This window comes from Sphingosinicella terrae, assembly GCF_003347635.1.
Classification (GTDB): Bacteria; Pseudomonadota; Alphaproteobacteria; order Sphingomonadales; family Sphingomonadaceae; genus Allosphingosinicella; species Allosphingosinicella terrae.
In genome coordinates, this window is record NZ_QDFY01000003.1 from 95375 (window position 1) to 117615 (window position 22241).

Genomic DNA, 22241 nt, shown 5'->3' on the forward strand with positions numbered 1-22241 from the left:
GCGCAAGCACCGGCAGGCGCGAAATGCCTCGCCGTTATAGCGGCGCCAACGCTCTGAATGAGCCCTGCCGGGTTGCTCCGGCCGCGTCGTGCCCTAGGCTTGGGTCATGCAGGCACCCCGCTTTTCGCCCCTTGCCGCTCTGTCGGCCTTTGCTCTTTTCGTGGCCGCGCCAGCCGAGGCGGTCCAGCCCGCGCTTCAGCAGCGGGTCGAGGCGAGCCTCGACGAAGCCGTACCCGGCACGCGTTTCGGGCTGATGGTGACGACCGAGGACGGGCGTGAGCTCGTCGCGGTCAACGCCGACGACCGATTCATCCCGGCATCGAATACGAAGATGCTGACCACCGCGGCCGTCTTCGCGACCATGGCCGGCCTGGATCAGCCCGATGCGCGCGGCGGCGCTTCGGTCCGGCTCGAGCAGCACGGCCCGCGCGTGGCCGACGTGATCCTCACCGGTCGGGGCGATGCCCGGCTGTCGAGCGCGCCCGATTGCGTGACCAATTGCCTCGCGGCGCTGGCCGACGCGGTTGCGGCGAGAACCCGGCGGGTCCGCCATGTCGTCGGCGACGACACGCTCTTTCCCGACCAGCGCTGGAGCCCGGGAATGAGCTGGAACAATATCCAGAGCCGGTATGGGACCGCCATCTCCGCCCTCACCATCGACGACAACGAGCTGGTGATGCGCGTGACGCCGGGCCGGCCGGGCGAACGCCCGGCGGTCGAGCTCCCTTATTACGAGCTGGTCAATGCCGCCACCACCGCGGCCGAGGGCGAGACCGAATTGCGCTTTCACCGCATGCCGAACAGCCGCACGGTTCGCCTCACCGGAACGATCGTTGCCGGCGCCGAGCCGGAGACGCTCCGGCTCGGCATCGACGATCCCGCCCATTTCGCCGCCTGGCGGCTGCGCACCCTGCTCGAGGCGCGGGGCGTGCGGATCACCGGCGAGGTGCAGGCGCGCCATCGGCCGTTCGCCCCCGAAGCCGACGATCCCGCCAAGCGCACCGGGGGGCCCGCGCCGCGCCCGGGGGAGCCGGAGGCCCTGGCGCGCCTGACCCCGCCGCCGCTGGCCGGCGACCTCACCCATGTGAACAAGGTCAGCCAGAATCTCCATTCCGAGCTTCTGATCCGCCGCCTCGGGCTGAACGCCGGCTCCGGCTCGATCGAGGACGGGGTCGCCGCCATCGCCGGCATGATGGCGCAGGCCGGCGTGCCGCGGACCGCCTGGGACCTCTCCGACGGCTCGGGCATGTCGACCTACAACCGGCTCTCGCCGCGGTCGATCGCCTCGCTCCTCCGCTGGGCGGCGGCGCAGCCCTGGGGCGCGGCCTGGCGCGAGACCTTCCCCGTGGCCGGGGTGGACGGAACGCTCGCTCGCCGCTTCCGCGGAACGCCGCTGGAGGGACGCCTTTTCGCCAAGACGGGAACGCTCAACGCGACCAACGCGCTGTCCGGCTATCTGACCGCGCGCAGCGGCCGCACCCTCATATTCTCCTTTTATGCCAACGACGTTCCCGGCGATGCCGGTGCGACCGAACATATGGATCGCACGCTCGCTCTGATCGCGGCGGAGAATTAGGCGCCGGGCCGATCCGGGCCGACCTCGTCCCAGGCCGTGATCACCGCATCGCCGGTTGCGCGGCGCAGCTCCATGATCTCCGTCTCGCGATGGCGGGTGGGGTGGACGCGGTTGGTAAGCAGGGTCCAGGCGATCCCGCGGCCGAAATCCAGCCACAGGCCTGTGCCGGTGAAGCCGGTGTGGCCGATCGTCTCGCCGGAGCAGGAATCCCCGCCCGGCCAGCCGTCGAACCGCCTTTCCCAGCCCGAGGTGCGGTGCTCGTGCACGGGGGTGCGGATCGCCTCGAGCATGAAGGGCGACGCGCCGCTGTCGTCGAGCAGGCCGGCGGCGAAATCGAGGACGCCGGTGACTGTGCCGAACAGTCCGGCATGGCCGGGTGCGCCGCCCAGCGCCCAGGCATTTTCGTCATGGACCTCGCCCTTCATCACCCGCCCGCGCCAGGGACAGGCCTCGGTGGCGACCGCCGGACCGGGCGGCGGACCGAAGCCGAGGCCAGGACCTATCGGCCATGCCGACAGCGGCGAGCCGGTGATCCGCTCGATCGCGATGCCGAGCAGGATGAAGTTGATGTCGGAATAGACGGGCGGCCCGTGGCGCCATTCGCGCTGGAGGACGAAGGCGCGCAACCGGTCCGGATCGTCGCCATAAGTGTAGATCGGCTCGACCGCCGGCAGGAAGGTGCGGTGGGCGAGGCAGTCGCGGAACGTCAGCCGGCGCTCCGGGGCGCCGGCGACGTCGTATTGGCGAAGGTCGGGAATGGCGTCGGTCAGCGGCCGGTCGAGGTCGATTCGGCCCTCCTCCGCCAGCTTCAGGATCATGGTGGTGGTGGCGATCACCTTCGACACGGAGGCCAGGTCGAACCAGTGCTGCTCGGTCAGGGGCTCCGGCTCGGGTAGCAGGGCGGCCATCCCGGTCACCCGGACCGCGCGCCGGCCGTCGGCGGTCGCGATCCCGAGCGTGGCGCCGGGAATGCGGCCTTCGGCGACCGCGGCCGCCGCGGGCGCGAACGCCCGGCCGATCGCCTCGTCGATCATGCCGGCGAGTCCGAAGGCCGCGGTCGTGCCCGGGCAATGAGCGGCAGGAAGAGCAGGGCTGCCAGGCTCAGCACGCCCGACAGGAGGAAGAAGAGATCGAACCCCGGAAAGCCGGCGCGGTCGAAGGCTTCGACGATGCCGCCGCCCGCGCCCGACAGCAGCCTCGGCAGCAGGAAGGCGAAGCCCGACAGGAAGGCATATTGCGCGCCGGGAAAAGCGGGGTTCACCAGCATCGAAAGATAGACGACGAAGACCGCCCCGGCCATGCCGTTGCCGAACTGGTCGGCGGCGGTGGCGACGTAGAGCGCCGCACCGTCGACCGGCTGATGGGCGAGCCAGACGAAGCCGAAATTGCCCAGCGCGGCGAAGAAGGCGCCGACGGCGAGCGTCCAGGGCAGCCGCCAGCGGGCCGCCATCCAGCCGCCGAGGCCGACGCCGACGATGCTCGCGACCAGTGCGACATAGCTGTCGGCGAGACCGATCGCGGTAAGCGAATAACCCAGCTCGCGGATCATCGGCTTCGACAGGTTGAGCGCCAGCACGTCGCCCATCCGGTAGATCGAGACGAATGCCATCAGGGCCAGCGCCATGAAGCCGTAGCGCCAGAAGAAGTCGACATAGGGTCCGATCGCGACCGAGCGGCGCGCCGGCGCCGTCGGCGGGAGCTTGCGGATCTTCGGCAGCGCCGCGGCCATGATCAGGAACGGCACCATGCAGATGACAAGCACGACCGGGGTGACGTTGGTCTCGCTTGTGATCCCGGCGGCCGAGGCGGCCCCGAGCAGGAGCCAGCCGATCGCCGCGACCGCGACGACGGCGGCGCCGAGTATCGCGACGGTGGCGACGAGGCCGGTGGCCAACGCCTGCCAGCGGCTGCCGCCATGGCCCGGATCCGGCCGCATCGCGGCCAGCAGGGGGAAGGGCAGGAAGGCGGCGGTGGCGATGACGAGATAGGCCCCGGTCCAGCCCCAGCCGGGCAGATCGGCGACGAGCAGCGCGCCGCTGCCGGCCGCGACCATGGCGGTGCGATAGCCCCACAGATTGGCGGCAGCGATCGGCCCCTGCTCCTCCTGGGTTGGCGCCAGCTCGATGCGCCAGGCGTCGGCGGCGACTTCCAGCGTCGTCGTCCAGAAGGCGAGCAGGACGGCGAACAGGGCAGTGATGCCGAGATGGGTGTCCGACGAGGTGAGGCCCATCGCCGCCATCGAGACGAAGATGCCGAGCTGGGCGAGCATGATCCATCCGCGCCTGCGGCCCCAGAAGCGGCCGAAGCCGGGGACCTCGTATCGGTCGAGCAGGGGCGCCCACAGGAACTTGAAGGTCGGCAGCAACTGCACCCAGGCGAAGAAGCCGATGACGACGAGGCCGACCTCATGCGCCTGGAGCCTGAGCGAGAGGATTGTCGAGAACATGTAGAAGGGAAGGCCGGCGGAAAAGCCGAGCAGCACATAGAGCGCCTGACGGCCCAGGCCCCGGGGGACGACCGGTTCCGGCATCGCCATGCTGATCCCTGCTTGCGACGCCATTCTGTCCCTTCCTGCTCCGCGCGGCGATGCTGGCACAGGGCGCGCTCGCTGCTCCAGCCACAATGGCGACAGGTTATGGGTCGGCCAACAGAAACTATGCCCGATTGTCTCATTCTTGTTACTTAATGCCACCTCGGTACCGTCTAGGGGGACTAATCGGATGCGTGTTTCCATCTCGCTGAAATCAGGGCTTTTTTCTGGGGCGGCCTTCGCCGCGCTGGCAATGGCCGGTCCCGCGCAGGCTCAGACCGCGGCGCCCGCCGCTCCATCCGCAGGCCCGGATGCGGCGGTTGGAGCGGTCGATCCAGCTCCCGTTCAGGTCCTGCCGATCGCCGCCGCGACCGCCGCTGCGGCGGCCCAGGCGGACGCCGCCCCGACGACTTCGAGCGATCCCGCGATCGTCGTTACCGGCACGCGCATCGTTCGCGACGGCTTCCAGGCGCCCACGCCACTGACGGTCATTTCCGAAGCGGAGATCGAGAACGGCGCACCGTCGAACAACATCGCCGATTTCGTCAACACCCTGCCGTCGCTCGCCGGCTCGACGCGTCCTTCCAATTCCCGCCTCAACATCTCGAGCGGGCAGGCGGGCATCAACGTGCTCAACCTGCGCAACCTGGACAACAACACGAACGGGACTCGCACGCTCGTCCTGGTCAACGGCCGGCGCTCGGTGGGTTCGACGATCACCGGGCTGGTCGACGTCAACACCATCCCGCAGGCGCTGATCTCGCGCATTGAGGTGGTGACCGGCGGTGCTTCCGCGGCCTACGGATCGGACGCTGTCGCCGGCGTCGTCAACTTCATCCTCAACACTCGCTATGAGGGGCTGAAGATCGAGGGCGATACCGGCGTCACCCAATATGGCGACGGCTTCAATTATTCGTTCAACGTCACGGGCGGCATGTCGTTCGCGGGCGGGCGCGGCCATATCCTGGTGAGCGGCGAGGTCGCCCATCGCGACGGCATCTTCACAGTGGACCGGGACTGGAACCAGATCGGTTTCCTGAGATTCGAGAACCCGGACTATCTCGCGAACCCCACTTCCGGCGCCCCGCAATATATCTTCGTCCGTGGAGCGGGTCCGACCAATTCGACCCCTGGCGGCATCATCACCAACTCCTCGGGCGGCACCGCCAACTCGCTGCGCGGCATCTATTTCGGTGGCAGTGGCTCGATCAATCAGTTCGTCTGGGGCGATCTCACTTTCCCGTCGCCCACCGGCAGCGCGGTGCCGCTGCGGACCCGGGGCGGCGACTGGCGGGTCAACGATTCCGGGCGGCGCATCAACCTGGATCCGGAGGATGACCGGCAGGGCATTTTCGCCCGCCTCAGCTATGAGGTCACGGACGGCATCGAGCTGTTCGCCGAAGCCGCGTACAACCGGCAGGAGATACGCTTCAACGCGGGGCCGAACCTGCAGACCGGCATCGTGCTCAATGCGACCGGCTGCACCGAGACGCCGGTGCCAATCACCTGCAATGCCTTCCTGCTGAACACGCTGGGCGCGGAGCGGCTGCAGGGCATTACGAGCGTGACCGTCGCCACGACATCGGCCGACCTGCCGTCCCGGGGCATTGACAACCAACGCGAGGTGCAGCGTTACCTGATCGGCGCGGAGGGCGAGTTCGAGGCGTTCGGCAGCATCGCGCGCTGGGACGTCTATGGCCAATATGGCCGCGCCGAGGTGCGCGAGCAGCTGCGCGACATTCAGAATATCGCGCGGATCAACGCGGCGCGGGACGCGGCCTTCGCGCCGGACGGCTCGATTCAGTGCCTGATCAACGTCGACGCCGATCCGGCCAACAATGATCCCGCCTGCGTGCCGTTGAACCGTCTAGGCTTCGGTGTCGCCAATCCTGCGGCGATCGAATATGTGCTGGGCGATCCTTATCGCGACCAGGTGCTCGAACAAACGATGGCCGGCTTCAACGTCTCGGCCTCGCCTTTCTCGACCTGGGCGGGTGAGGTCAGCATCGCCATCGGTGCCGAATACCGCAAGGAAGAGGTCCGCGGCTTCGTCCCCGAAGAGTTCCAGCCGGTGCCGATCGTCGATGCCGACGGCAACGTCACCGGCGCCCGCAACCGCTGGTCGGTGGGTAATTACCTGCCTAGCGTCGGCTCGTACGACGTCAAGGAAGCCTATCTCGAAGCCCTGATCCCGCTTGGATTCGGGCTGGAGTTCAACGGCGCGGTGCGGGCGACCGATTATTCGATCGCAGGCTACGTCACAACCTGGAAGGTAGGCGCGACCTGGCAGCCTATCGACGATTTCCGCGTGCGCGTGAGCCGTTCGCGGGACATCCGCGCGCCCAACCTCAACGATCTGTTCCAGGCCGGCACCGCGAACAGCGATTCGGTCAGCAATCCCGGTGCCGTGACCGGAACCAGTCCGCCCTTCGTCCCAGCGGGTTCCCCGGTGCAGGCGGGCTACAGCTATTCGGGCTTCTCGACCGGCAACCCGAACCTGGAGCCGGAAAAATCCGACCAGTGGAATATCGGCGCGGTCTTCTCGCCGACCTTCCTGCCGGGCCTAAACGTCGCGGTGGATTATTTCGACATCGACTTGAACAGCGGGATCAGCACTTTCAGCGCGCAGCAGATCGTCAATCTGTGCTTCCTGGGGGAAGCGGCCTTTTGCGATGCTATCAGCATCGATGAGACGCGCACGCAGAACCCGGCGCAGCCCTATCTGATCATCCAGACGCAGCCGTTCAACGCGGCGAGCCAGCAGGTTCGCGGCATCGACTTCGATGCCTCTTACCGCCTGCCTCTCAATCGTCTGTTCGACGGCGCGGACGGCACGTTCACCGTCCGCGCCCTCGCCACCCGCTACTTGGAGAACCTTTTCGACAGTGGCGTACCTGGCACGGTGGTGCTCGATACGGTGGGCGTGAACGGTGGCCAAACCAGCACGCCGAAGTGGATCTTCCGCTTCAGCGCGGCCTACGAAACGGAGGATTTCGGCATCACCGCAATCGGCCGCGGCGTCAGTTCCGGCAAATATGCCTCCGACGGCGTCGAATGCCAATCGAGCTGCCCCCCTTCGGTCGTCAACGCGCGGACTTATGAGCGCAACCGCGTTTCGGGTGCGTTCTACGTCGACCTCAACCTGACTCAGCGCTTCGAGGGTTTCGGCCGCGGCGGCGAGTTCTTCCTCAACGTCAGCAACCTGTTCAATTCGAACCCGATCCTCCTGCCGGAAACCGGGCTCGCGGCGAACAGCACGTATAGCGATCTGCTCGGGCGGCAATTCCGCGTTGGCGTCCGGCTGCAGTTGCGCTGACCGCGTGTCTCCCCTGAAGCCGCGGTCCTTCGGGCCGCGGCTTCTGTTTGCGCGCCCGTCGCGGGGGCGCCCCAGTTTCGAGGTCCGGCGATGAGTCATTTCCATCTTCGCGACGGGGTGACCCATTGCGAGGACGTGCCCCTCCCGGAGATCGCGCGAGCGGTCGGCACGCCGGTCTTCGTCTACTCGGCCAATGCGATGCGCGCTCAGGCGCGGGCGCTGCGCCAGGCGCTTTCCTCGCTCGACGATCCGCTCATCGCCTATGCGGTGAAGGCCAATCCCAACATCGCGGTCCTCACCACGCTCGCCGCGGAGGGGCTGGGCGCCGACGTCGTCTCGGGCGGCGAATATAAGCGCGCCCGCGCCGCCGGCATCCCCACCGACAGGATCGTCTTCTCCGGGGTCGGCAAGACCGCCGGTGAGATGCGTCAGGCGCTCGCCGGCGGGCTTTGCCAGTTCAACCTCGAATCCTTCGTCGAAGCCGAAATGCTCTCGCAGGTCGCGAGCGCCATGGGCCGGACCGCGCCGGTCGCGATCCGCGTAAACCCCGATGTGGACGCCGGGACCCACGCGAAGATCTCCACGGGTGCGGCCCACAACAAGTTCGGGATCCCGATCGGCGACACCCCCGCCGTCTGCGCCGCGCTGCGGAGCCTGCCCGGCGTGGAACTCAGGGGCCTGGCGGTGCATATCGGCAGCCAGCTCACCAGTCTCGCTCCGCTCGAGAAGGCGATCGCAAGGCTGGGCTCGATGATCGCCCAGCTGCGCTCCGAGGGCCACCGGATCCGGGTCGCGGATCTCGGCGGCGGACTTGGCGTCCAATATGATCCCGCGCTCCCGCCCCCGCCCAGCCCGGGAGATTATGGCGCGATGGTGACTCGGCTGACGCGCGGCTGGGACGTGCGGCTGATCTTCGAACCGGGCCGGCTGATCGTCGGCAATGCCGGCTTGCTCCTCACCGAGGTCATCCGCATCAAGCCCGGTCCCAAATATCCGTTCGTCATCGTCGATGCCGCCATGAACGACCTGATGCGTCCGACGCTGTACGACGCGTGGCACGAGATTCAGGCGGTCGCGCCGCGGGGCGAGGAGATGACGGCGGACGTGGTCGGGCCGGTCTGCGAGAGCGGCGACATGTTCGCGGTATCGCGGACGATGGATCGGGTGGAGGCGGGCGATCTCGTCGCCATCCGTACGGCGGGCGCCTATGCCGCGACCATGTCGAACACCTACAATTCGCGCGCGCTCGCGCCCGAGGTGCTCGTCGACGGCAGCGACTGGGCTCTCGTCCGGCCGCGCCGGGACGACGAGGCCTTCCTCGCCGATGAACGTGTCCCGGACTGGCTCGGCCGCGCCCCGCGCTGAGGCGCGACGACGAGCCGCTTCCGTGCACGATCGAACGCTTCAGCTTCGCTTCAGCCGCTCGACGGCGGCGGTGGCGAATGACGGCTGAGGCTGTTGAGGGGGGCGGCGCCGCCTCCAGCGGCGGAACCTCGGACGGAGAGGTCAGGCGCATGCCGTTGGAGAAAACCCGTAGCGCCAACCCTCGACAGTCCGTTCGGGCCGAGCTTGTCACCCATGTCTCAGGTACGTTGTGTCACCTCTGTGTCCGGACCGGACAGTCGAGGATTGGCGCGCCCGGCAGGACTCGAACCTGCGACCCCAAGCTTAGAAGGCTCGTGCTCTATCCGGCTGAGCTACGGGCGCCCGGCCGCTCCTCTAACCCGCTTTGGCCGCGAGCGGAACTGCGCTACTGCGAGACACCATGAGCGGGGGAAGGGTGAAAGCGATCGAGGCCTCGGCCCTGGCGGGCGAGCGGCTGCGCTATTTCGACTTCGTCATGGCGGCGTTCGTGACGGTGCTGCTGCTGTCGAACGTGCTCGGCGCCGGCAAGGTCGCGGTGATCGACTTGCCCGGTATCGGGGAATGGCCGTTCGGCGCCGGCATCCTCTTCTTCCCGGTCTCCTACGTCATCGGAGACGTGCTGACCGAGGTCTATGGTTATGCGCGCGCGCGCCGCTGCATCTGGGCGGGCTTCGGCGCGCTCATGTTCATGGCCTTCATGTCCTACGCCGTCGTCGCGCTGCCGCCCGCGGACGACTGGACCGGCCAGGCCGCCTATGAGCAGGTGTTCGGCCAGGTGCCGCGCATCGTCTTTGCCTCGATGATCGCCTTCTGGGCGGGCGAGTTCGTCAATTCCTACGTCCTCGCCCGCATGAAGGTGTGGACGAAGGGCCGGCATCTGTGGACGCGCACCGTCGGATCGACGGTGGCGGGGCAGGGTGTGGACAGCCTGATCTTCTACCCGCTCGCTTTCTACGGCCAGTGGGACAATTCGACCTTGGTGATCGTGCTGCTCACCCAATGGGCGCTCAAGGTTTCGTGGGAGGCACTATTGACCCCGTTCACCTATGCCGTGGTCGGCTTCCTCAAGCGCCGCGAGGGCGTCGACGTCTATGACGAGCGGACGGACTTCTCGCCCTTCCGCGCGTCGCTGGGAACCTCGCGATGAGCGACTATCAGGCGGCCAAGGTCTGGCTGGCCGGCACCGTCGGCCTGTCGAAGGACGCGATGCACATGAGCATCGGCCTGCTCGTCTTCCTTCTCGCCATCGCCATCTTCCGGGCGCGTCCGCGGGACGCCAAGCCGCTCCTGGCGGTCATCGTCGTCGCCATGCTTGGCGAAGCCTGGGACCTCTACGACAGCTGGAGTGCGGGTCAGCGATTGCACTGGGATCTCGCCTGGCACGATCTGTGGGTGACGTGCCTGTGGCCGGCGCTCCTCTTCGCGGTGGCGCGGTGGACGAAGCTGCTGCGCTGATCAGTCATAGCTCCAGCTGAGCAGCGACCAGACCAGCCAGGCGGCGAGAACCCACAAGATGAGGACGAGCAGGATGCCGGTCCGGCTGCGCGGGCGCTCCGCCGCCGCCTCGGCCACGGCGCGATGCTCTTCGTACAATCCCTCCGGAAGCAGCTTCAGGAACAGCCAGATCCCGGCGGGAACGAGGATGAGGTCGTCGACCAGCCCCAGGATCGGTATGAAGTCGGGGATGAGATCGATCGGCGACAGCGCATAGGCCGCCACCAGCAGGCCGACCAGCCGTGCCGGCCACGGCGCGCGCGGATCGCGCGCCGTCAGCCAGACGGCATGGGCCTCGATGCCGATGCGCTTCGCCAGCGAGGGCCGGCTGCGCGGCTTCCTTCTCGGCAGCATGTCGCTCTGTGTCCTCCTCCGCCGTCATGACCCTAGCGGTTCGGCGCCGCAATCCGTTCCGGCGCCTGCCCGCCGAGGGTCGCCAGCGCGCAAAGGCCGGCCGCCGCGGCCAGTGCCGCACCGACGATGGCGGCGTCATGATAGCCTTGGACGAGTGCGCCGTCCTGCCGCGCCAGCACCGTGCCGATAAGGGCGGTCGCGATCAGGCCTCCGGTGCGCGAGACGGCGCTGTTGAGACCCGAAGCGGTTCCGGCATGGCCCCCGTCCACCGCGCCGAGCACCGCGGCGGTGAGCGGCGCTGCCGATGCCGCCATGCCCGCTGCGATCAGGGCGAGCGACGGCAGCACCGAAGTCCAGTAGCTCGCCTGCGCTTCGATCCGAAGGCCGAGCAGGAAGCCGGCGGCGACGATCATCGGCCCGAAGGTGAGCGGCAGCCGCGGTCCGATCCGGGCGGCGAGCCGTCCCATGAAGGGCGAGCCGGCGGCGATCAGGATCGGCAGAGGGAGCAGGGCGGTCCCGGCCGCGACCGCCGAATAGCCCAGCCCCTCGATCAGCGTGAAAGGCAGCAGCACGAGCAGCCCGCTCAGCGCGCCGTAGAGGAGGAAGGTCATCAGGGTCAGGCCGACGAAGGGGCGCGATCCGAACAGCCCGAGCGGCACCATCGCCTCGCTTCCTCGGCGCCGCTCGAGCGCCAGGAAGAGCAGGCTCGCGGCGATGCCGACGATCAAGGCGGGCAGGACGGCGGCGCCGGTCGAGGCGCTCGCCGTCCAGGCGGTCAATCCCCAGGTCAGGGCGCCCAGCGCGATCGTCGCGACGACGGCGCCGGGCCAATCCGGCGGCGTTCGCCGCGTGAGCCGGCTCTCCGGGACGTAGCGCAGGGCGAGCCAGACGGCGCCCAGCCCGAAGGGGAGGTTGATGAGGAAGATGGCGGGCCAGCCGACGGTGTCGACCAGCCAGCCCCCCAGCAGCGGCGCCGCCGCGGCCGAGATCGCTCCCGCCGCCGCCCAGGTGCCGACCGCGGCGCCGCGCCGTGCGCCGGAGAAGGCAGCGCTCAGCACGGCCAGGCTGTTGGGGAGCAGCATCGCGGCGCCGAGGCCTTGCAGCGCGCGACCGGCGAGCAGGATTTCCAGGCCCGGCGCCGCCGCGCACAGCAGCGAGGCGGCGCAGAAGAGCAGGATCCCGCCGACCAACAGCCGGCGCCGGCCGTAATGGTCGCCGGCTGCCCCGCCGATCAGGAGGAGCGCCGACAAGGGAAGCAGGAAGCCGTTGATCACCCACTGCAGCTCGGCCGTTGCCGCCTGGTAGCTGCGGCCGATCGCAGGCAAGGCGACGTTCAGCACCGATCCGTCGATGAAGGCGAGGCTGGAGGCGAGGATGCAGGTGGCCAGCACCATCCGAGGATGCGCGGGCGCGCCATCGTCGCCGCGCCGCACGTCCGCCATGCCACGATCGCAGGTGAAGGCGAGCTGGGAAGTCAACGTCCCTCCATCTGCGCCTCGGCGCCCCCTCCCGTTTCCGGGAACGGGAGCGCCGGATCATGGCGCCGCTACAGCACCTCGAACAAGCCGGCGGCGCCCATGCCGCCGCCGACGCACATCGTCACCACGACATAGCGGGCGCCGCGGCGCCGGCCCTCGATCAGGACGTGCCCGGTCAGTCGCGCGCCGGACATGCCGTAGGGATGGCCGATCGCGATCGCGCCGCCATTGACGTTGAGCTTGTCGTCCGGGATGCCGAGCCGATCCTGGCAATAGAGGACCTGGACGGCGAAGGCCTCGTTGAGCTCCCACAAGTCGATATCGTCGACGGTGAGGCCGAAGCGCTTGAGCAGCTTGGGAACGGCGAATACCGGTCCGATGCCCATCTCGTCGGGCTCGGTGCCGGCGACCGCCATGCCGAGATAGCGGCCAAGCGGCTGCAGCCCCCGCTCGGCGGCGAGCCCCGCTTCCATCAGCACGCAGGCGGAGGCGCCGTCGGAAAGCTGGCTGGCATTGCCGGCGGTGATCATCGCCTCCGGCCCCATCACCGGCTGGAGCGCTCGAAGCCCCTCGATCGTCGTCTCGGGACGGTTGCCCTCGTCCTTGGCGAGGGTGACTTCCCGCATCGAGGTCTCCCCGGTCTCCTTGTTCTTGATCGCCATATTGGCGGTGACCGGCACGATCTCGTCGTCGAACTTGCCGGCGGCCTGGGCGGCGGCGGTGCGCTGCTGCGATCGAAGCGCATATTCGTCCTGCCGCTCGCGGCTCACCGTGTAGCGCTTGCCCACCACCTCGGCGGTGTTGATCATCGGCATGTAGATGCCGTTGTGCATCGACAGCAGTTCGGGATCGGGCCCGATCCGCATCTCCGCCGTCTGGACGAGGCTGATCGATTCGACGCCGCCGGCGACCATGACGTCCATCCGATCGACGATGATCTGCTTGGCCGCGGTCGCGATCGCCATCAGCCCGGACGCGCATTGCCGGTCGATCGACATGCCGGCAACGGTGACCGGAAGGCCGGAACGAAGCGCCGCGGTTCGGCCGATGGTCGTCTGCACGCCCTGCTGGAGAGCGGCGCCCATGATGACGTCGTCAATCTCCGCGGGATCCACCTTCGCCCGCTCGACCGCCGCCTTGATCGCGTGGCTGGCCAGGGTCGGCGAGGGGGTGGCGTTGAACGCGCCGCGATAGGCCTTGCCGATCGGCGTGCGGGCGGTGGAGACGATGACGGCTTCACGATTGGCCATGACGGTCCTTTCTGAGCTCTTCTCCCCTTCGGGGGAGAGGGAAAATCACACGAATACCATGCCGATCCAGTCGGCGATCAAGGCGGGCTTGTCCTCGCCTTCTATCTCGACCGTGACATTGTGCACGACCTGCCACTGCCCCGGCCTCTTCTCGTCGAAGGCGGCGAGGCGGAAGCGGCCGCGGACCCGTCGCCCGGAATGGACCGGCGCCAGGAACCGGACTTTGTCGAACCCGTAATTGACGGCCATGCGCATGTCCCGCGGCGTCAGCATCGCGTCGGCCGCCATCCGGCTCAGCAGCGACAAGGTCAGGAAGCCGTGGGCGATCGTCCCGCCGAACGGCGTCGCCGCGGCCGCCTCCGGATCCACATGGATGAACTGATGATCCTGCGTCACGTCGGCGAAGGCAAGGATCGCCGCCTGGTCGATCGCGATCCAGTCGGAGACGCCGACCTCGCTGCCGACTTTCGCGCCTATCTCGTCGATGCTGGCGACCGGCATTGAGCGTCCCTCCGCTGGCGCTGTCCGAGCACCGCATAGGACCCCGTCGCGGCGACACTCAAGCCCCCGTCGTGCCGCATTTCGCCTGACGCTACGGCATCGGGCGATGCGGCGATGGGTCCGGGGCGCTGGCGAGGGCAGCGCATCCGATTTCCGGCGAATCGGCGCCGAATTCAGATGGGCAGGGCCGTCGTGCTCTTCACCTCGTCCATGACGGCGTAGGTTCGGGTCTCGCGCACGCCGGGTATCTCGGCGAGCACGTCGACCAGGAACTTGCGGTAGGCGGCCATATCCTTGAGCCTCAGCTTCAGCAGATAGTCGAAGCCGCCCGCCACCATGTGGCATTCGAGGATTTCGGGACGCTCGGCGACCGCGGCGCTGAATCGCCGGAACACGTCGCCGGTCGTGCGGTCGAGCACGACCTCGACGAAGACCAGGAAGCTCTGGTCGAGCTTCTCCGGATCGAGCAGGGCCGCATAGCCGCTGATATAGCCGCGTTCCTTGAGCCGCCGCATCCGGTCGAGGCATGCGGACGGGGAGATGGCGCAGCGCGAGGCCAGCTCCTGGTTGGTGATGCGCCCCTCGGCCTGCAGAACCCGGAGCAGCTTGCGGTCCATTTCGTCGATCACGATATTCTCCAGAAGCGGCCAGGACCCGCATTTCATGCGGCAGAGCGCTGGAATCAACCGTATCTTGCGGCACTCATTCGGCGCCTCCCGTGCTAATCCGTCCACATGACCCTGTCTGATCCCGCCGCCGTCCGCCCCGCTTTGTCCCGTCTCCATCGCGCGCCCGAGCCCGAGGTCCTGGCGCCGCTCCTGCGCGACGCCTCGCTCGACGGCGAATCGCGACGGCGCGTCGATGACCGCGCCCGGGCGATGCTCGCGGACCTTCGCGACGCCCAGTCGCGCGGCTGGGTCAACCAGTTCCTCCAGGAATATCGGCTCAATACCCAGGAAGGTGTGGCCTTGCTCTCGCTCGCCGAGGCCTTCCTGCGCGTGCCCGATCCGGAGACCGCCGACAGTCTGATCGCCGACAAGCTCGGCGGGGGCGACTGGCGGTCGCACAAGGGGCGCTCCCATTCCGGCCTGGTCAACAGCGCCACCTGGGGCCTCGTCATCGGACGCGCCCTGGTCAGCGAGAGCGAGCAGGCGAGCGCGCTGAAGCGGCTGATCGGGCGCGTCGGCGAACCCTTCGTCCGTCAGGCGGTCGGCGCCGCGATGCGGATGATGGGCGAGATATTCGTCATGGGCCGCACGATCGGCGAGGCGATCGAGCGGATGCGCAAGCGCGAGAATAAGGGCTTCACCGCGAGCTTCGACATGCTCGGCGAGGCCGCCCGCACCTTCCCGGACGCGGACCGCTATTTCGAATCCTACGAGGACGCGATCCGGGCGGTCGGCAAGGTCGCCCGGGAGGGCCATTCCATCTCGGTCAAGCTTTCCGCTCTCCATCCGCGCTACGAGGTTTCGCAATATGAACGGTGCGTGCCGGAGCTGATCGGCAAGGTCGAAGCGCTGGCGACGCTCGCCGCCGGCCTCGGCATCGGCTTCACCATCGACGCGGAGGAAAGCGAGCGGCTCGAGATGAGCCTCGACATCATCGAGGCGGTCGCCGGGCTGCCCGCGCTCGAAGGCTGGGACGGGCTAGGCATGGCGGTCCAGGCCTATGGCAAGCGCTGCCGCCCCGTCATCGCCTGGGCCGACGCGCTCGGCGCCCGCACCGGCCGGCGGATGGCGGTGCGGCTGGTCAAGGGCGCTTATTGGGACACCGAGATCAAGCGGACCCAGGAGCAGGGTCTCCCGGATTATCCGCTATTCACTCGCAAGGCCGCGACCGACGTCTCCTATCTCGCCTGCGCGCGCGACATGCTGAAGGCGAAGCACATCTATCCCGCCTTCGCGACCCACAACGCGCTCACCGTCGCCACTCTGCTCGAATGGGCCGGCGAGAGCCGCGACTTCGAGTTCCAGCGGCTGCACGGCATGGGCGAAGGCCTGTACGAGACGCTGGTCCGCGAGCAGGGCTATCACACCCGCATCTACGCCCCCGTCGGCGGCCATCGCGATCTGCTCGCCTATCTGGTCCGGCGGCTGCTCGAGAATGGCGCCAATTCGAGTTTCGTCCATCAGCTCGCCGATGCCAGCCTGACCGACGAGCAGATCCTCGCCGATCCGGTCGCCAAGATCGCCGCGATAGGCGGCAGCCGCCACCCGTCCATCCCGCTGCCCACGGACCTGTTCCAGCCCAGTCGGGGCAATAGCGAGGGGCTGGACCTCAACGACCGTCCGGAGCTCCGCCGGATCGCCGCGGCCGTGGCCGGCCCGCTCGACTGGCAGCCTGCCGTCAACTCGGCGGGCGAGCATGCCGACGCCTGCCGTACCGCCGCGCGGGCGGCGGTCGGCCAGGCGCTCGGCGGCTTCGCCGCCTGGTCCGCCCGCAGCGTCGATGATCGCGCCGCCTGTCTCGACCGGCTCGCCGACCTGCTCGAGCGCGAGCGCGACGCGCTGATGCGGATCGCCGTCCAGGAGGCGAAGAAGACCATTCCCGACGCGCTTGCCGAGGTGCGCGAAGCGGTCGACTTCTGCCGCTATTATGCGAACCAGGCCCGGTCCGGGCTGCGGCCGATCGAGCTGCCCGGCCCGACCGGCGAGCGCAACGTGCTGCGGATGGAGGGAAGGGGCGTCTTCGTCTGCATCGCGCCGTGGAACTTTCCGCTCGCCATCTTCCTCGGCCAGGTCACCGCCGCCCTGGCCGCCGGCAACAGCGTCGTCGCCAAGCCGGCCCCGCAGACGCCGGAGATCGCCGCTTATGCGGTCGGGCTCGCCCACGGCGCCGGCATCCCCGAGGATGCTCTGGTTCTCGCCGCCGGCGGGCCGGACATGGGCGCCGCTTTGGTCGAGGATGCGCGCATCGCCGGCATCGCCTTCACCGGCTCGACCGCGACCGCCAAGCGCATCGCCCGGGCGACGCTGGCCGACGACGACCGGCCGATCATCCCGCTCATCGCCGAGACCGGCGGCATCAATGCGATGATCGTCGATTCGACCGCTTTGCCGGAGCAGGTGGTGCAGGACGTCGTCACCTCGGCCTTCCGCTCGGCCGGCCAGCGCTGCTCGGCGCTGCGTCTGCTCGTCCTCCAGGAGGACGTGGCCGATCGGACGCTCGAGATGCTGGCAGGCGCGATGGACACGCTCGTCGTCGGCGACCCGTCCGACCCGGCGACCGACGTCGGCCCCGTGATCGATCGAGGCGCCTTCGACCGGCTGATGGGCTACCGGGCCGAGCAGGAGGCCCGCTGGCTGAAGACGATCCCGGCGCCTTCCGAGGGGCTCTTCGTCCCGCCGACGATGATTCGCCTCGACCGGATCGAGGATCTGAGGCGGGAATGGTTCGGGCCCCTGCTCCACGTCACCACCTGGAAGGCCGGCGCGCTCGAGGAGACGGTGCGGCGGATCAATGCCACCGGCTTCGGGCTCACCATGGGCCTGCACAGCCGTATCGCCCGCGCTGCGGAAGCGGTCGAGGAGGCGGCGACCGTCGGCAACCTCTACGTCAACCGTTCGATGATCGGCGCCATCGTCGGCTCGCAGCCATTCGGCGGCGAGGGGCTCTCCGGCACCGGCCCGAAAGCGGGCGGCCCGCATTATCTGCCGCGCTTCTGCGCCGAGCGGGTGACCAGCACGGACACCACCAGTGCCGGCGGAAACGCCACCCTGCTCAGCCTCGAGGATGTCGGCCTCTAATTCCCTCTCTCTTCGGGAGAGGAAGGGCGCCGCCCGCGCAGCGCGTGGGATACTGGGACACTCTTCGTCGCCTGATCCACCACTTTCGCCGCAGCGGGCGCATCCTCGTCGCGCCTCGCTCCGGCCCCGTCACATAGCCGTCGCCGCACGGTGCGGCCTCCGTCATCGGCGTCCCATCACCTTCATGCCAGGGATTTTTCCGATGCTTTTCCATCTCTCCATCGACGCCGATGATCCGCGCCACGTCGCCCACGTCTTCGCCGAAATATGGGGCGGGCGCGCCTTTCCCTTCCCGTCCGTCATCGACGGCAGCTGGGTCGCTCTCGCCGGCGACGACCGCGGCACGATGATCGAGGTCTATCCGCGCGGCACCGAGCTTCGCGAGAATGGCCGCGACGGCGCCTTCGGCTTCGCCGGCCCCGCCCATCGCTTCAATCCGGTGCACATGGCGATGGCGACCAACCTCGATGCCGATACCGTGATCGCGATCGCCCGGCGCGAGGGCTGGGAAGCGCGCGTCTGCCTGCGCGGCGGCGTCTTCGGCGTCATCGAGATGTGGGTCGAAGGCTGTCAGATGGTCGAGGTGCTGACGCCCGAAATGCAGCGGCAGTATCTCGACGCCATCACCATCGCGAACTGGGAACGGATGCTCGAGGCTCAGCCGCTCGACCAGGCGGCCTGATACTCGGATCTCCTACCGCGGCTCCGAGGAGCCCTCCTCCCCGTCCGCTTCCGCCAGCATCCTGACGTGCGGATAGGGCATGACGAGCTTTCCGTCGGGCGCCGCGGTGAAGGTGGTCTGGGTCGGGTAGGCGAAGTCCACGCCCAACTCGGCGAAGCGCCGCATCATATCGAGCATGATCCCCTGCCGGACCGTCATGAACTCCGTATAGTCCGGGGTCTCGACGTGGAAGACCAGCTCGAAGTCGATCGACGAGTCGCCGAACTGGAAGGCGTGGGCGCGGTCGAAGCTGGCGAGCGGCTGGCGCTCGACGATCGCCTTCAACTCCTCGGGGATCTGCGCGAGCATGTCGGGCGTGACCTGGTAGACGACGCCGAAATGCATCACCACCCGCCGCCGCTGGAGCAGGGTCCAGTTCTGCAATTGCTGATCCAGCAGCTTGGCGTTGGAGATCACCACCTCCTCGCCCGTCAGCGATCGGACACGCGTCGTCTTGAGGCCGATCTGCTCGACGGTGCCGGTGGTCGTGCCGAACGTGATCGAGTCCCCGCGGCGGAACGGGCGGTCGAAGATGATCGAGAGCGCGGCGAACAGGTCGGAGAAGATGCCCTGAGCGGCGAGGCCGATCGCGATGCCGCCGATGCCGAGTCCGGCGACCAAGCCTGTGACGTTGATTCCGAGATTGTCGAGGATGACGATGACGGCGATCGCGAACAAGGCGACCGTGACGAGCAGGCGGATGATGCCGACCGCGGAGCCGAGGTTGCTCTGGTCCGGCTCGGCGCCGACCTTGTGCTCGACATAGCCCAGGATGAGCTCGCGCCCCCAGATCGCCGCCTGGAAGGCCGAGGCGACGACGAACAGGATCTGGATCAGCCGAAGAATGGTCGGCGGCGTCTCGGCGATCTCGGCGACGAGGGCCGCCGAGGTGGCGGCGATGAAATAGGGGCGCGTGCGCGCCAGCACGCGGGCGAAGACGATCCGCCACTTGAGCTCGGCCGAACCGCCGGCGATCAGCCGGCAGCCGAGGGTGCGGATCCCGAACAGCACCAGCGCCACGCCCAGGCCGGCGGCGCCGGCAATGGCGATGTCGAGGCTGTGGCCCGTCAACCAGGCCGTGCTTTCCTGCACGATGGTTTCGGTCTGCTCGGAGAGGTCGAGCGCCGGGGCTCCGGCGCCTGCGCTGCGGTTGGTCATGGGCGGCGTTCCTAGCGGCTGGACGCCTTCCCGGCCACCCGGCCCCGTGCCGCCTTCTTGCCGCCCGAACTGCCGGCCTTGCAACGGGCGATCGCCTGCTCGGCCGGGAGCGCGTCGAGGAAGTCGATGAAGCCGCGCTCGGGGGCGCTCAGATATTTGGTGGATCGGGGGAGCCGGGTACCCCCGATCGCGCCGGCATCCTTGGCCGCTTCGATCAGCGCCGGGTGGACGTAGGATTTGCGGCTGATCGCCGGCGTGTTGCCGAGCGCCTCCGCGACCGGCGCGATCACGCTCTTCAAGCGGACGCGGCCGCTCTTGCGGGCGCGCCGGACCATCTCCTCGAAGGCGATGACGCTGGCGCCCCAGGTGCGAAAGTCCTTGGCGGTGAATTCCTCGCCGGTTGCCGCTTTGATATACTCGTTGACGTCGCTCGAGCTGACCGGCCGCGGCTCGCCGTCTTCGCCGAGAAACTCGAACAGATGCTGTCCGGGCAGGTCCTGGGTGCGCCTCGCGATCCGGGCGAGATTGCGATCCGTCACGCTCACCGTGCGCTTGACGCCGTGCTTGCCGACATAGGTGACGTGCAGCCGCCCGCCTTTCACCTTGGCGTGGCGATTGCGCAAGGTGGTGGCGCCGAAGGATTTGTTCTCCCTCGCATAGGATTCGTTGCCGACACGCATCTGGGTCTCGTCGATCAGGCGCACGACCGCGGCGATCACCGCCTCGCAGCTCGTCGCCTTGCCCTTGATGTCGGCCTCGACCCGCTTGCGCAGCTTCGGCAGCGCCCGTCCGAAATCGGCAAGCCGCTCATATTTCAGATTGTCCTGCTGCTCGCGAAAGGCCGGATGGTAGCGATATTGCTTGCGCCCCTTGGCATCGTAGCCGACCGCCTGGATGTGGCCGTTCGGCTTGGGGCAGAACCAGCAACTCTCATAGGCCGGCGGCATGCCGATCGCGTTCAGTCGGTCGATCTCGTCGCGGTCGGTGATCCGCTTTCCGCCCGGCCCGAAATATTGCCAATAGCGCCCGCGGCGCTTGCGGGTGATCCCGGGCGACGCGTCGTCGACATAGCAGAGGCCGCCGCCGGGTTGGTTCATGGCCGAGGCTCAAAGCACGGCAAGGCCCGCGGTTCCGCCGGCGCCGGAAAGCAGGACCCATTCCCCCTCCGATGGAGGTCAGGTCGCCGCCGTGGCGGCGGTTGGTACGAAGGGCCGGCGCAGGCTCGCCCGCTCGCGCCGGGCGACGACCCGGTCGAAGCCGATCTGGACCGCCACCGCCATCCAGATGAAGGGCTGGAAGGCCGTCGCCACGAACAGGGATCCGATCAGGTAGACGATCTGGAAATGCTGAAGCGCCGTCGCCAGCGGCGCCACCCACGCCATGTCGCCCTCCCGATCGCGATAGCGTCTTCGCAGCATCTCCATCCGCATCAGGCCGCCGCCATGGATGATCAGGAACAGGAGCAGTCCGGGATAGCCCTGCTCGCCGAGCATCTCGAAATAGGCGCTGTGCCAGGCGCGGCCCTCGTCGGCTTCGGTGCGCGCGCTCACCATCTGGACCTCGCCCATCGCCTGCTCGTCGACGGTGCGCACCTGGATGCGGTTCTGGAGATAGGCCTCGAAGCCGCCGCCGAACGGCCGCGTCTGGACATATTCCAGCGTCCAGCCCCAGACGGCGAGGCGGGTATTGGCCGACTGGTCCGCCTGGTAGCCCTGGATCGTGCCCATCCGGTCGGTGAAGCTCTGCGGCAGGAACGGGATCGCCGCCAGGCCGAGCAGCCCGGCTCCGGCCATGTAGAGGATGCGGCGCTTGACGTCGCGCAGCATCAGCACGGCAAGGACGGCGATGCAGACCAGCCCGGTTCGCGCCTGGGTGCCCACCGGCATCAGCAGGCAGGCGAAGACGAGACCGGCGCAGAAGGTCTTCACCCGCCAGTCGGGCGGGAATATCGTCCCGAACCGCGCGAACCACAGGATGATCGGGATCAAAGCGATCGCGAAGGTGGAGATGATGCTGCCCTCGTACAGGCCGCTATTGTTGTCGACCATGAGGTTGAGGACGCCGTAGCCGCCGCCGGACAGGGCGGTCTTGATTCCGCCGACGATGATGATGAGGCCCGCCGAGAGCGTCATGAACAGCAACGCCGCCTCCACCCGCAGCTTGCTGTGCAATGTGAGCGGGAGGAAGATGGCGAAGGCAAGCGCCTTCCACGCCCAGTCCCATTTCGTCAGCGCCTCGACCGGCATGTCCGCATGGAAGGTGGTCAGGGCGCAATAGCCGAGCAGCATCAGCATCATCCACTGCCGCGGTGCGATGGAGAAATCCTTCTTGCGGTCCATGAAGAACCAGGTGCCGAGCGCCAGCGCGGCCATGATCATCGAGATCGGAATGCTGTTGAGCAGGAAGTAGGACAGGCGTTGCGGCGAGACGATGTCGACATAGAGATAGGCGAGGACGAACAGGAACGGCCGCTTGAGGCCGAGCGCCAGCAACGCCGCCAGGAATCCGACGAAGGCGAGATCACGCACCCCCGTCGCTCCCGAGATCGGACCAGCGGGTCCGGGCGGGGCCGGAGGGCGGCGGCACGCTGTCGTCGTCGAGATCCGGGCGCGAGAGCAGGCGCCAGGCGGCGAGCAGCATCAACCCGTGGGTCAGTGCGAGCGCGAAACTGTCGATCATCGGCCGCATTCCCCGGATCTGGCTGGCACCATGGTGCGCGCACCGCTGATAGAGGGCCGCGGTTGACGGGCCG

The 22241-nt window shown here is 68.3% G+C and carries 18 protein-coding genes and 1 tRNA gene; 7 read left to right on the plus strand and 12 right to left on the minus strand.

The genetic code is table 11. The features are described 5' to 3' along the window. The first annotated feature begins 106 nt into the window (after positions 1-106). Positions 107-1576, plus strand: coding sequence for a D-alanyl-D-alanine carboxypeptidase/D-alanyl-D-alanine endopeptidase (gene dacB, locus DDE10_RS08765; RefSeq protein ID WP_114952393.1), 1470 nt, complete (start codon positions 107-109; stop codon positions 1574-1576). Here dacB and DDE10_RS08770 read toward each other — a convergent pair. Further along, complete coding sequence (locus DDE10_RS08770; RefSeq protein WP_114952394.1) at positions 1573-2610, minus strand: serine hydrolase domain-containing protein; 1038 nt, start codon at positions 2608-2610, stop codon at positions 1573-1575. The genes dacB and DDE10_RS08770 overlap by 4 nt on opposite strands. Then, positions 2607-4136: an MFS transporter gene (locus DDE10_RS08775; RefSeq protein WP_284734533.1), complete on the minus strand. Its 1530-nt coding sequence runs from the start codon at positions 4134-4136 to the stop codon at positions 2607-2609. The genes DDE10_RS08770 and DDE10_RS08775 overlap by 4 nt, the downstream gene beginning before the upstream one ends. On the opposite strand from DDE10_RS08775, the gene DDE10_RS08780 reads away from it, so the two are divergent. Both DDE10_RS08780 and lysA read left to right on the plus strand, forming a co-directional pair. Then, a complete protein-coding gene (locus tag DDE10_RS08780; protein ID WP_284734534.1) occupies positions 4111-7422 on the plus strand; it encodes a TonB-dependent receptor plug domain-containing protein in 3312 nt (1103 codons plus the stop codon). The two genes, DDE10_RS08775 and DDE10_RS08780, sit on opposite strands and share 26 nt — an antisense overlap. 90 nt (positions 7423-7512) lie before the next feature. Beyond that, complete coding sequence (gene lysA, locus DDE10_RS08785; RefSeq protein WP_114952396.1) at positions 7513-8787, plus strand: diaminopimelate decarboxylase; 1275 nt, start codon at positions 7513-7515, stop codon at positions 8785-8787. Positions 8788-9052: 265 nt separating this feature from the next. On the opposite strand, the gene DDE10_RS08790 is transcribed toward lysA, so the two are convergent. Continuing rightward, a tRNA-Arg gene (locus DDE10_RS08790) sits at positions 9053-9129 on the minus strand. 58 nt (positions 9130-9187) lie between these two features. On the opposite strand from DDE10_RS08790, the gene DDE10_RS08795 reads away from it, so the two are divergent. Further along, positions 9188-9934 (plus strand): queuosine precursor transporter, encoded by a 747-nt coding sequence (locus DDE10_RS08795; protein WP_114952397.1) that lies wholly within the window; start codon positions 9188-9190, stop codon positions 9932-9934. Beyond that, positions 9931-10242: a hypothetical protein gene (locus DDE10_RS08800; protein ID WP_114952398.1), complete on the plus strand. Its 312-nt coding sequence runs from the start codon at positions 9931-9933 to the stop codon at positions 10240-10242. The genes DDE10_RS08795 and DDE10_RS08800 overlap by 4 nt, the downstream gene beginning before the upstream one ends. Here DDE10_RS08800 and DDE10_RS08805 read toward each other — a convergent pair whose 3' ends face one another. From DDE10_RS08805 to DDE10_RS08825, 5 genes are all read right to left on the minus strand, one after another. Continuing rightward, entirely contained in the window at positions 10243-10635 is a 393-nt protein-coding gene (locus DDE10_RS08805) for a YkvA family protein (RefSeq protein WP_114952399.1), read from the minus strand. Positions 10636-10667: 32 nt separating this feature from the next. After that, entirely contained in the window at positions 10668-12113 is a 1446-nt protein-coding gene (locus DDE10_RS08810; RefSeq protein WP_284734535.1) for an MFS transporter, read from the minus strand. A gap of 68 nt (positions 12114-12181) precedes the next feature. Next, complete coding sequence (locus DDE10_RS08815) at positions 12182-13363, minus strand: acetyl-CoA C-acyltransferase (RefSeq protein WP_114952400.1); 1182 nt, start codon at positions 13361-13363, stop codon at positions 12182-12184. 45 nt (positions 13364-13408) lie between these two features. Then, the gene (locus DDE10_RS08820) at positions 13409-13864 is read right to left on the minus strand and encodes a MaoC family dehydratase (protein WP_114952401.1); all 456 of its coding nucleotides are present in this window, start codon (positions 13862-13864) and stop codon (positions 13409-13411) included. Between the two features lie 173 nt (positions 13865-14037). Beyond that, positions 14038-14493 (minus strand): Lrp/AsnC ligand binding domain-containing protein, encoded by a 456-nt coding sequence (locus DDE10_RS08825; protein WP_284734536.1) that lies wholly within the window; start codon positions 14491-14493, stop codon positions 14038-14040. A gap of 105 nt (positions 14494-14598) precedes the next feature. On the opposite strand from DDE10_RS08825, the gene putA reads away from it, so the two are divergent. Continuing rightward, positions 14599-17610 carry a bifunctional proline dehydrogenase/L-glutamate gamma-semialdehyde dehydrogenase PutA gene (gene putA, locus DDE10_RS08830; RefSeq protein WP_114952403.1) on the plus strand — a complete coding sequence of 1004 codons (3012 nt, stop codon included), beginning with the start codon at positions 14599-14601 and terminating at the stop codon, positions 17608-17610. A gap of 202 nt (positions 17611-17812) precedes the next feature. Continuing rightward, a complete protein-coding gene (locus DDE10_RS08835; RefSeq protein ID WP_114952404.1) occupies positions 17813-18292 on the plus strand; it encodes a hypothetical protein in 480 nt (159 codons plus the stop codon). A gap of 12 nt (positions 18293-18304) precedes the next feature. Here DDE10_RS08835 and DDE10_RS08840 read toward each other — a convergent pair whose 3' ends face one another. The 4 genes from DDE10_RS08840 to DDE10_RS23765 form a co-directional block, all read right to left on the minus strand. Beyond that, positions 18305-19489, minus strand: coding sequence for a mechanosensitive ion channel family protein (locus DDE10_RS08840; protein ID WP_114952405.1), 1185 nt, complete (start codon positions 19487-19489; stop codon positions 18305-18307). 11 nt (positions 19490-19500) lie between these two features. After that, complete coding sequence (locus DDE10_RS08845; protein WP_114952406.1) at positions 19501-20586, minus strand: DNA topoisomerase IB; 1086 nt, start codon at positions 20584-20586, stop codon at positions 19501-19503. 78 nt (positions 20587-20664) lie between these two features. Further along, positions 20665-22017 carry a putative O-glycosylation ligase, exosortase A system-associated gene (locus tag DDE10_RS08850; RefSeq protein WP_114952407.1) on the minus strand — a complete coding sequence of 451 codons (1353 nt, stop codon included), beginning with the start codon at positions 22015-22017 and terminating at the stop codon, positions 20665-20667. Further along, positions 22010-22168, minus strand: coding sequence for a hypothetical protein (locus tag DDE10_RS23765; RefSeq protein WP_284734537.1), 159 nt, complete (start codon positions 22166-22168; stop codon positions 22010-22012). Before DDE10_RS23765 ends, DDE10_RS08850 begins: the two co-directional genes overlap by 8 nt. Positions 22169-22241: the final 73 nt, after the last annotated feature.

Excerpts from the sequence above, each read along its gene's own strand:
- DDE10_RS08795 (WP_114952397.1), top strand. The coding sequence starts at position 9,188 with ATGAGCGGGGGAAGGGTGAAAGCGATCGAGGCCTCGGCCCTGGCGGGC.
- DDE10_RS08820 (WP_114952401.1), bottom strand. The coding sequence starts at position 13,864 with ATGCCGGTCGCCAGCATCGACGAGATAGGCGCGAAAGTCGGCAGCGAG.
- DDE10_RS08840 (WP_114952405.1), bottom strand. The coding sequence starts at position 19,489 with ATGACCAACCGCAGCGCAGGCGCCGGAGCCCCGGCGCTCGACCTCTCC.
- DDE10_RS08805 (WP_114952399.1), bottom strand. The coding sequence starts at position 10,635 with ATGCTGCCGAGAAGGAAGCCGCGCAGCCGGCCCTCGCTGGCGAAGCGC.
- DDE10_RS08800 (WP_114952398.1), top strand. The coding sequence starts at position 9,931 with ATGAGCGACTATCAGGCGGCCAAGGTCTGGCTGGCCGGCACCGTCGGC.
- DDE10_RS08775 (WP_284734533.1), bottom strand. The coding sequence starts at position 4,136 with ATGGCGTCGCAAGCAGGGATCAGCATGGCGATGCCGGAACCGGTCGTC.
- DDE10_RS08845 (WP_114952406.1), bottom strand. The coding sequence starts at position 20,586 with ATGAACCAACCCGGCGGCGGCCTCTGCTATGTCGACGACGCGTCGCCC.
- lysA (WP_114952396.1), top strand. The coding sequence starts at position 7,513 with ATGAGTCATTTCCATCTTCGCGACGGGGTGACCCATTGCGAGGACGTG.
- DDE10_RS08770 (WP_114952394.1), bottom strand. The coding sequence starts at position 2,610 with ATGATCGACGAGGCGATCGGCCGGGCGTTCGCGCCCGCGGCGGCCGCG.
- DDE10_RS08815 (WP_114952400.1), bottom strand. The coding sequence starts at position 13,363 with ATGGCCAATCGTGAAGCCGTCATCGTCTCCACCGCCCGCACGCCGATC.
- dacB (WP_114952393.1), top strand. The coding sequence starts at position 107 with ATGCAGGCACCCCGCTTTTCGCCCCTTGCCGCTCTGTCGGCCTTTGCT.
- putA (WP_114952403.1), top strand. The coding sequence starts at position 14,599 with ATGACCCTGTCTGATCCCGCCGCCGTCCGCCCCGCTTTGTCCCGTCTC.
- DDE10_RS08835 (WP_114952404.1), top strand. The coding sequence starts at position 17,813 with ATGCTTTTCCATCTCTCCATCGACGCCGATGATCCGCGCCACGTCGCC.
- DDE10_RS23765 (WP_284734537.1), bottom strand. The coding sequence starts at position 22,168 with ATGATCGACAGTTTCGCGCTCGCACTGACCCACGGGTTGATGCTGCTC.
- DDE10_RS08780 (WP_284734534.1), top strand. The coding sequence starts at position 4,111 with ATGCTGATCCCTGCTTGCGACGCCATTCTGTCCCTTCCTGCTCCGCGC.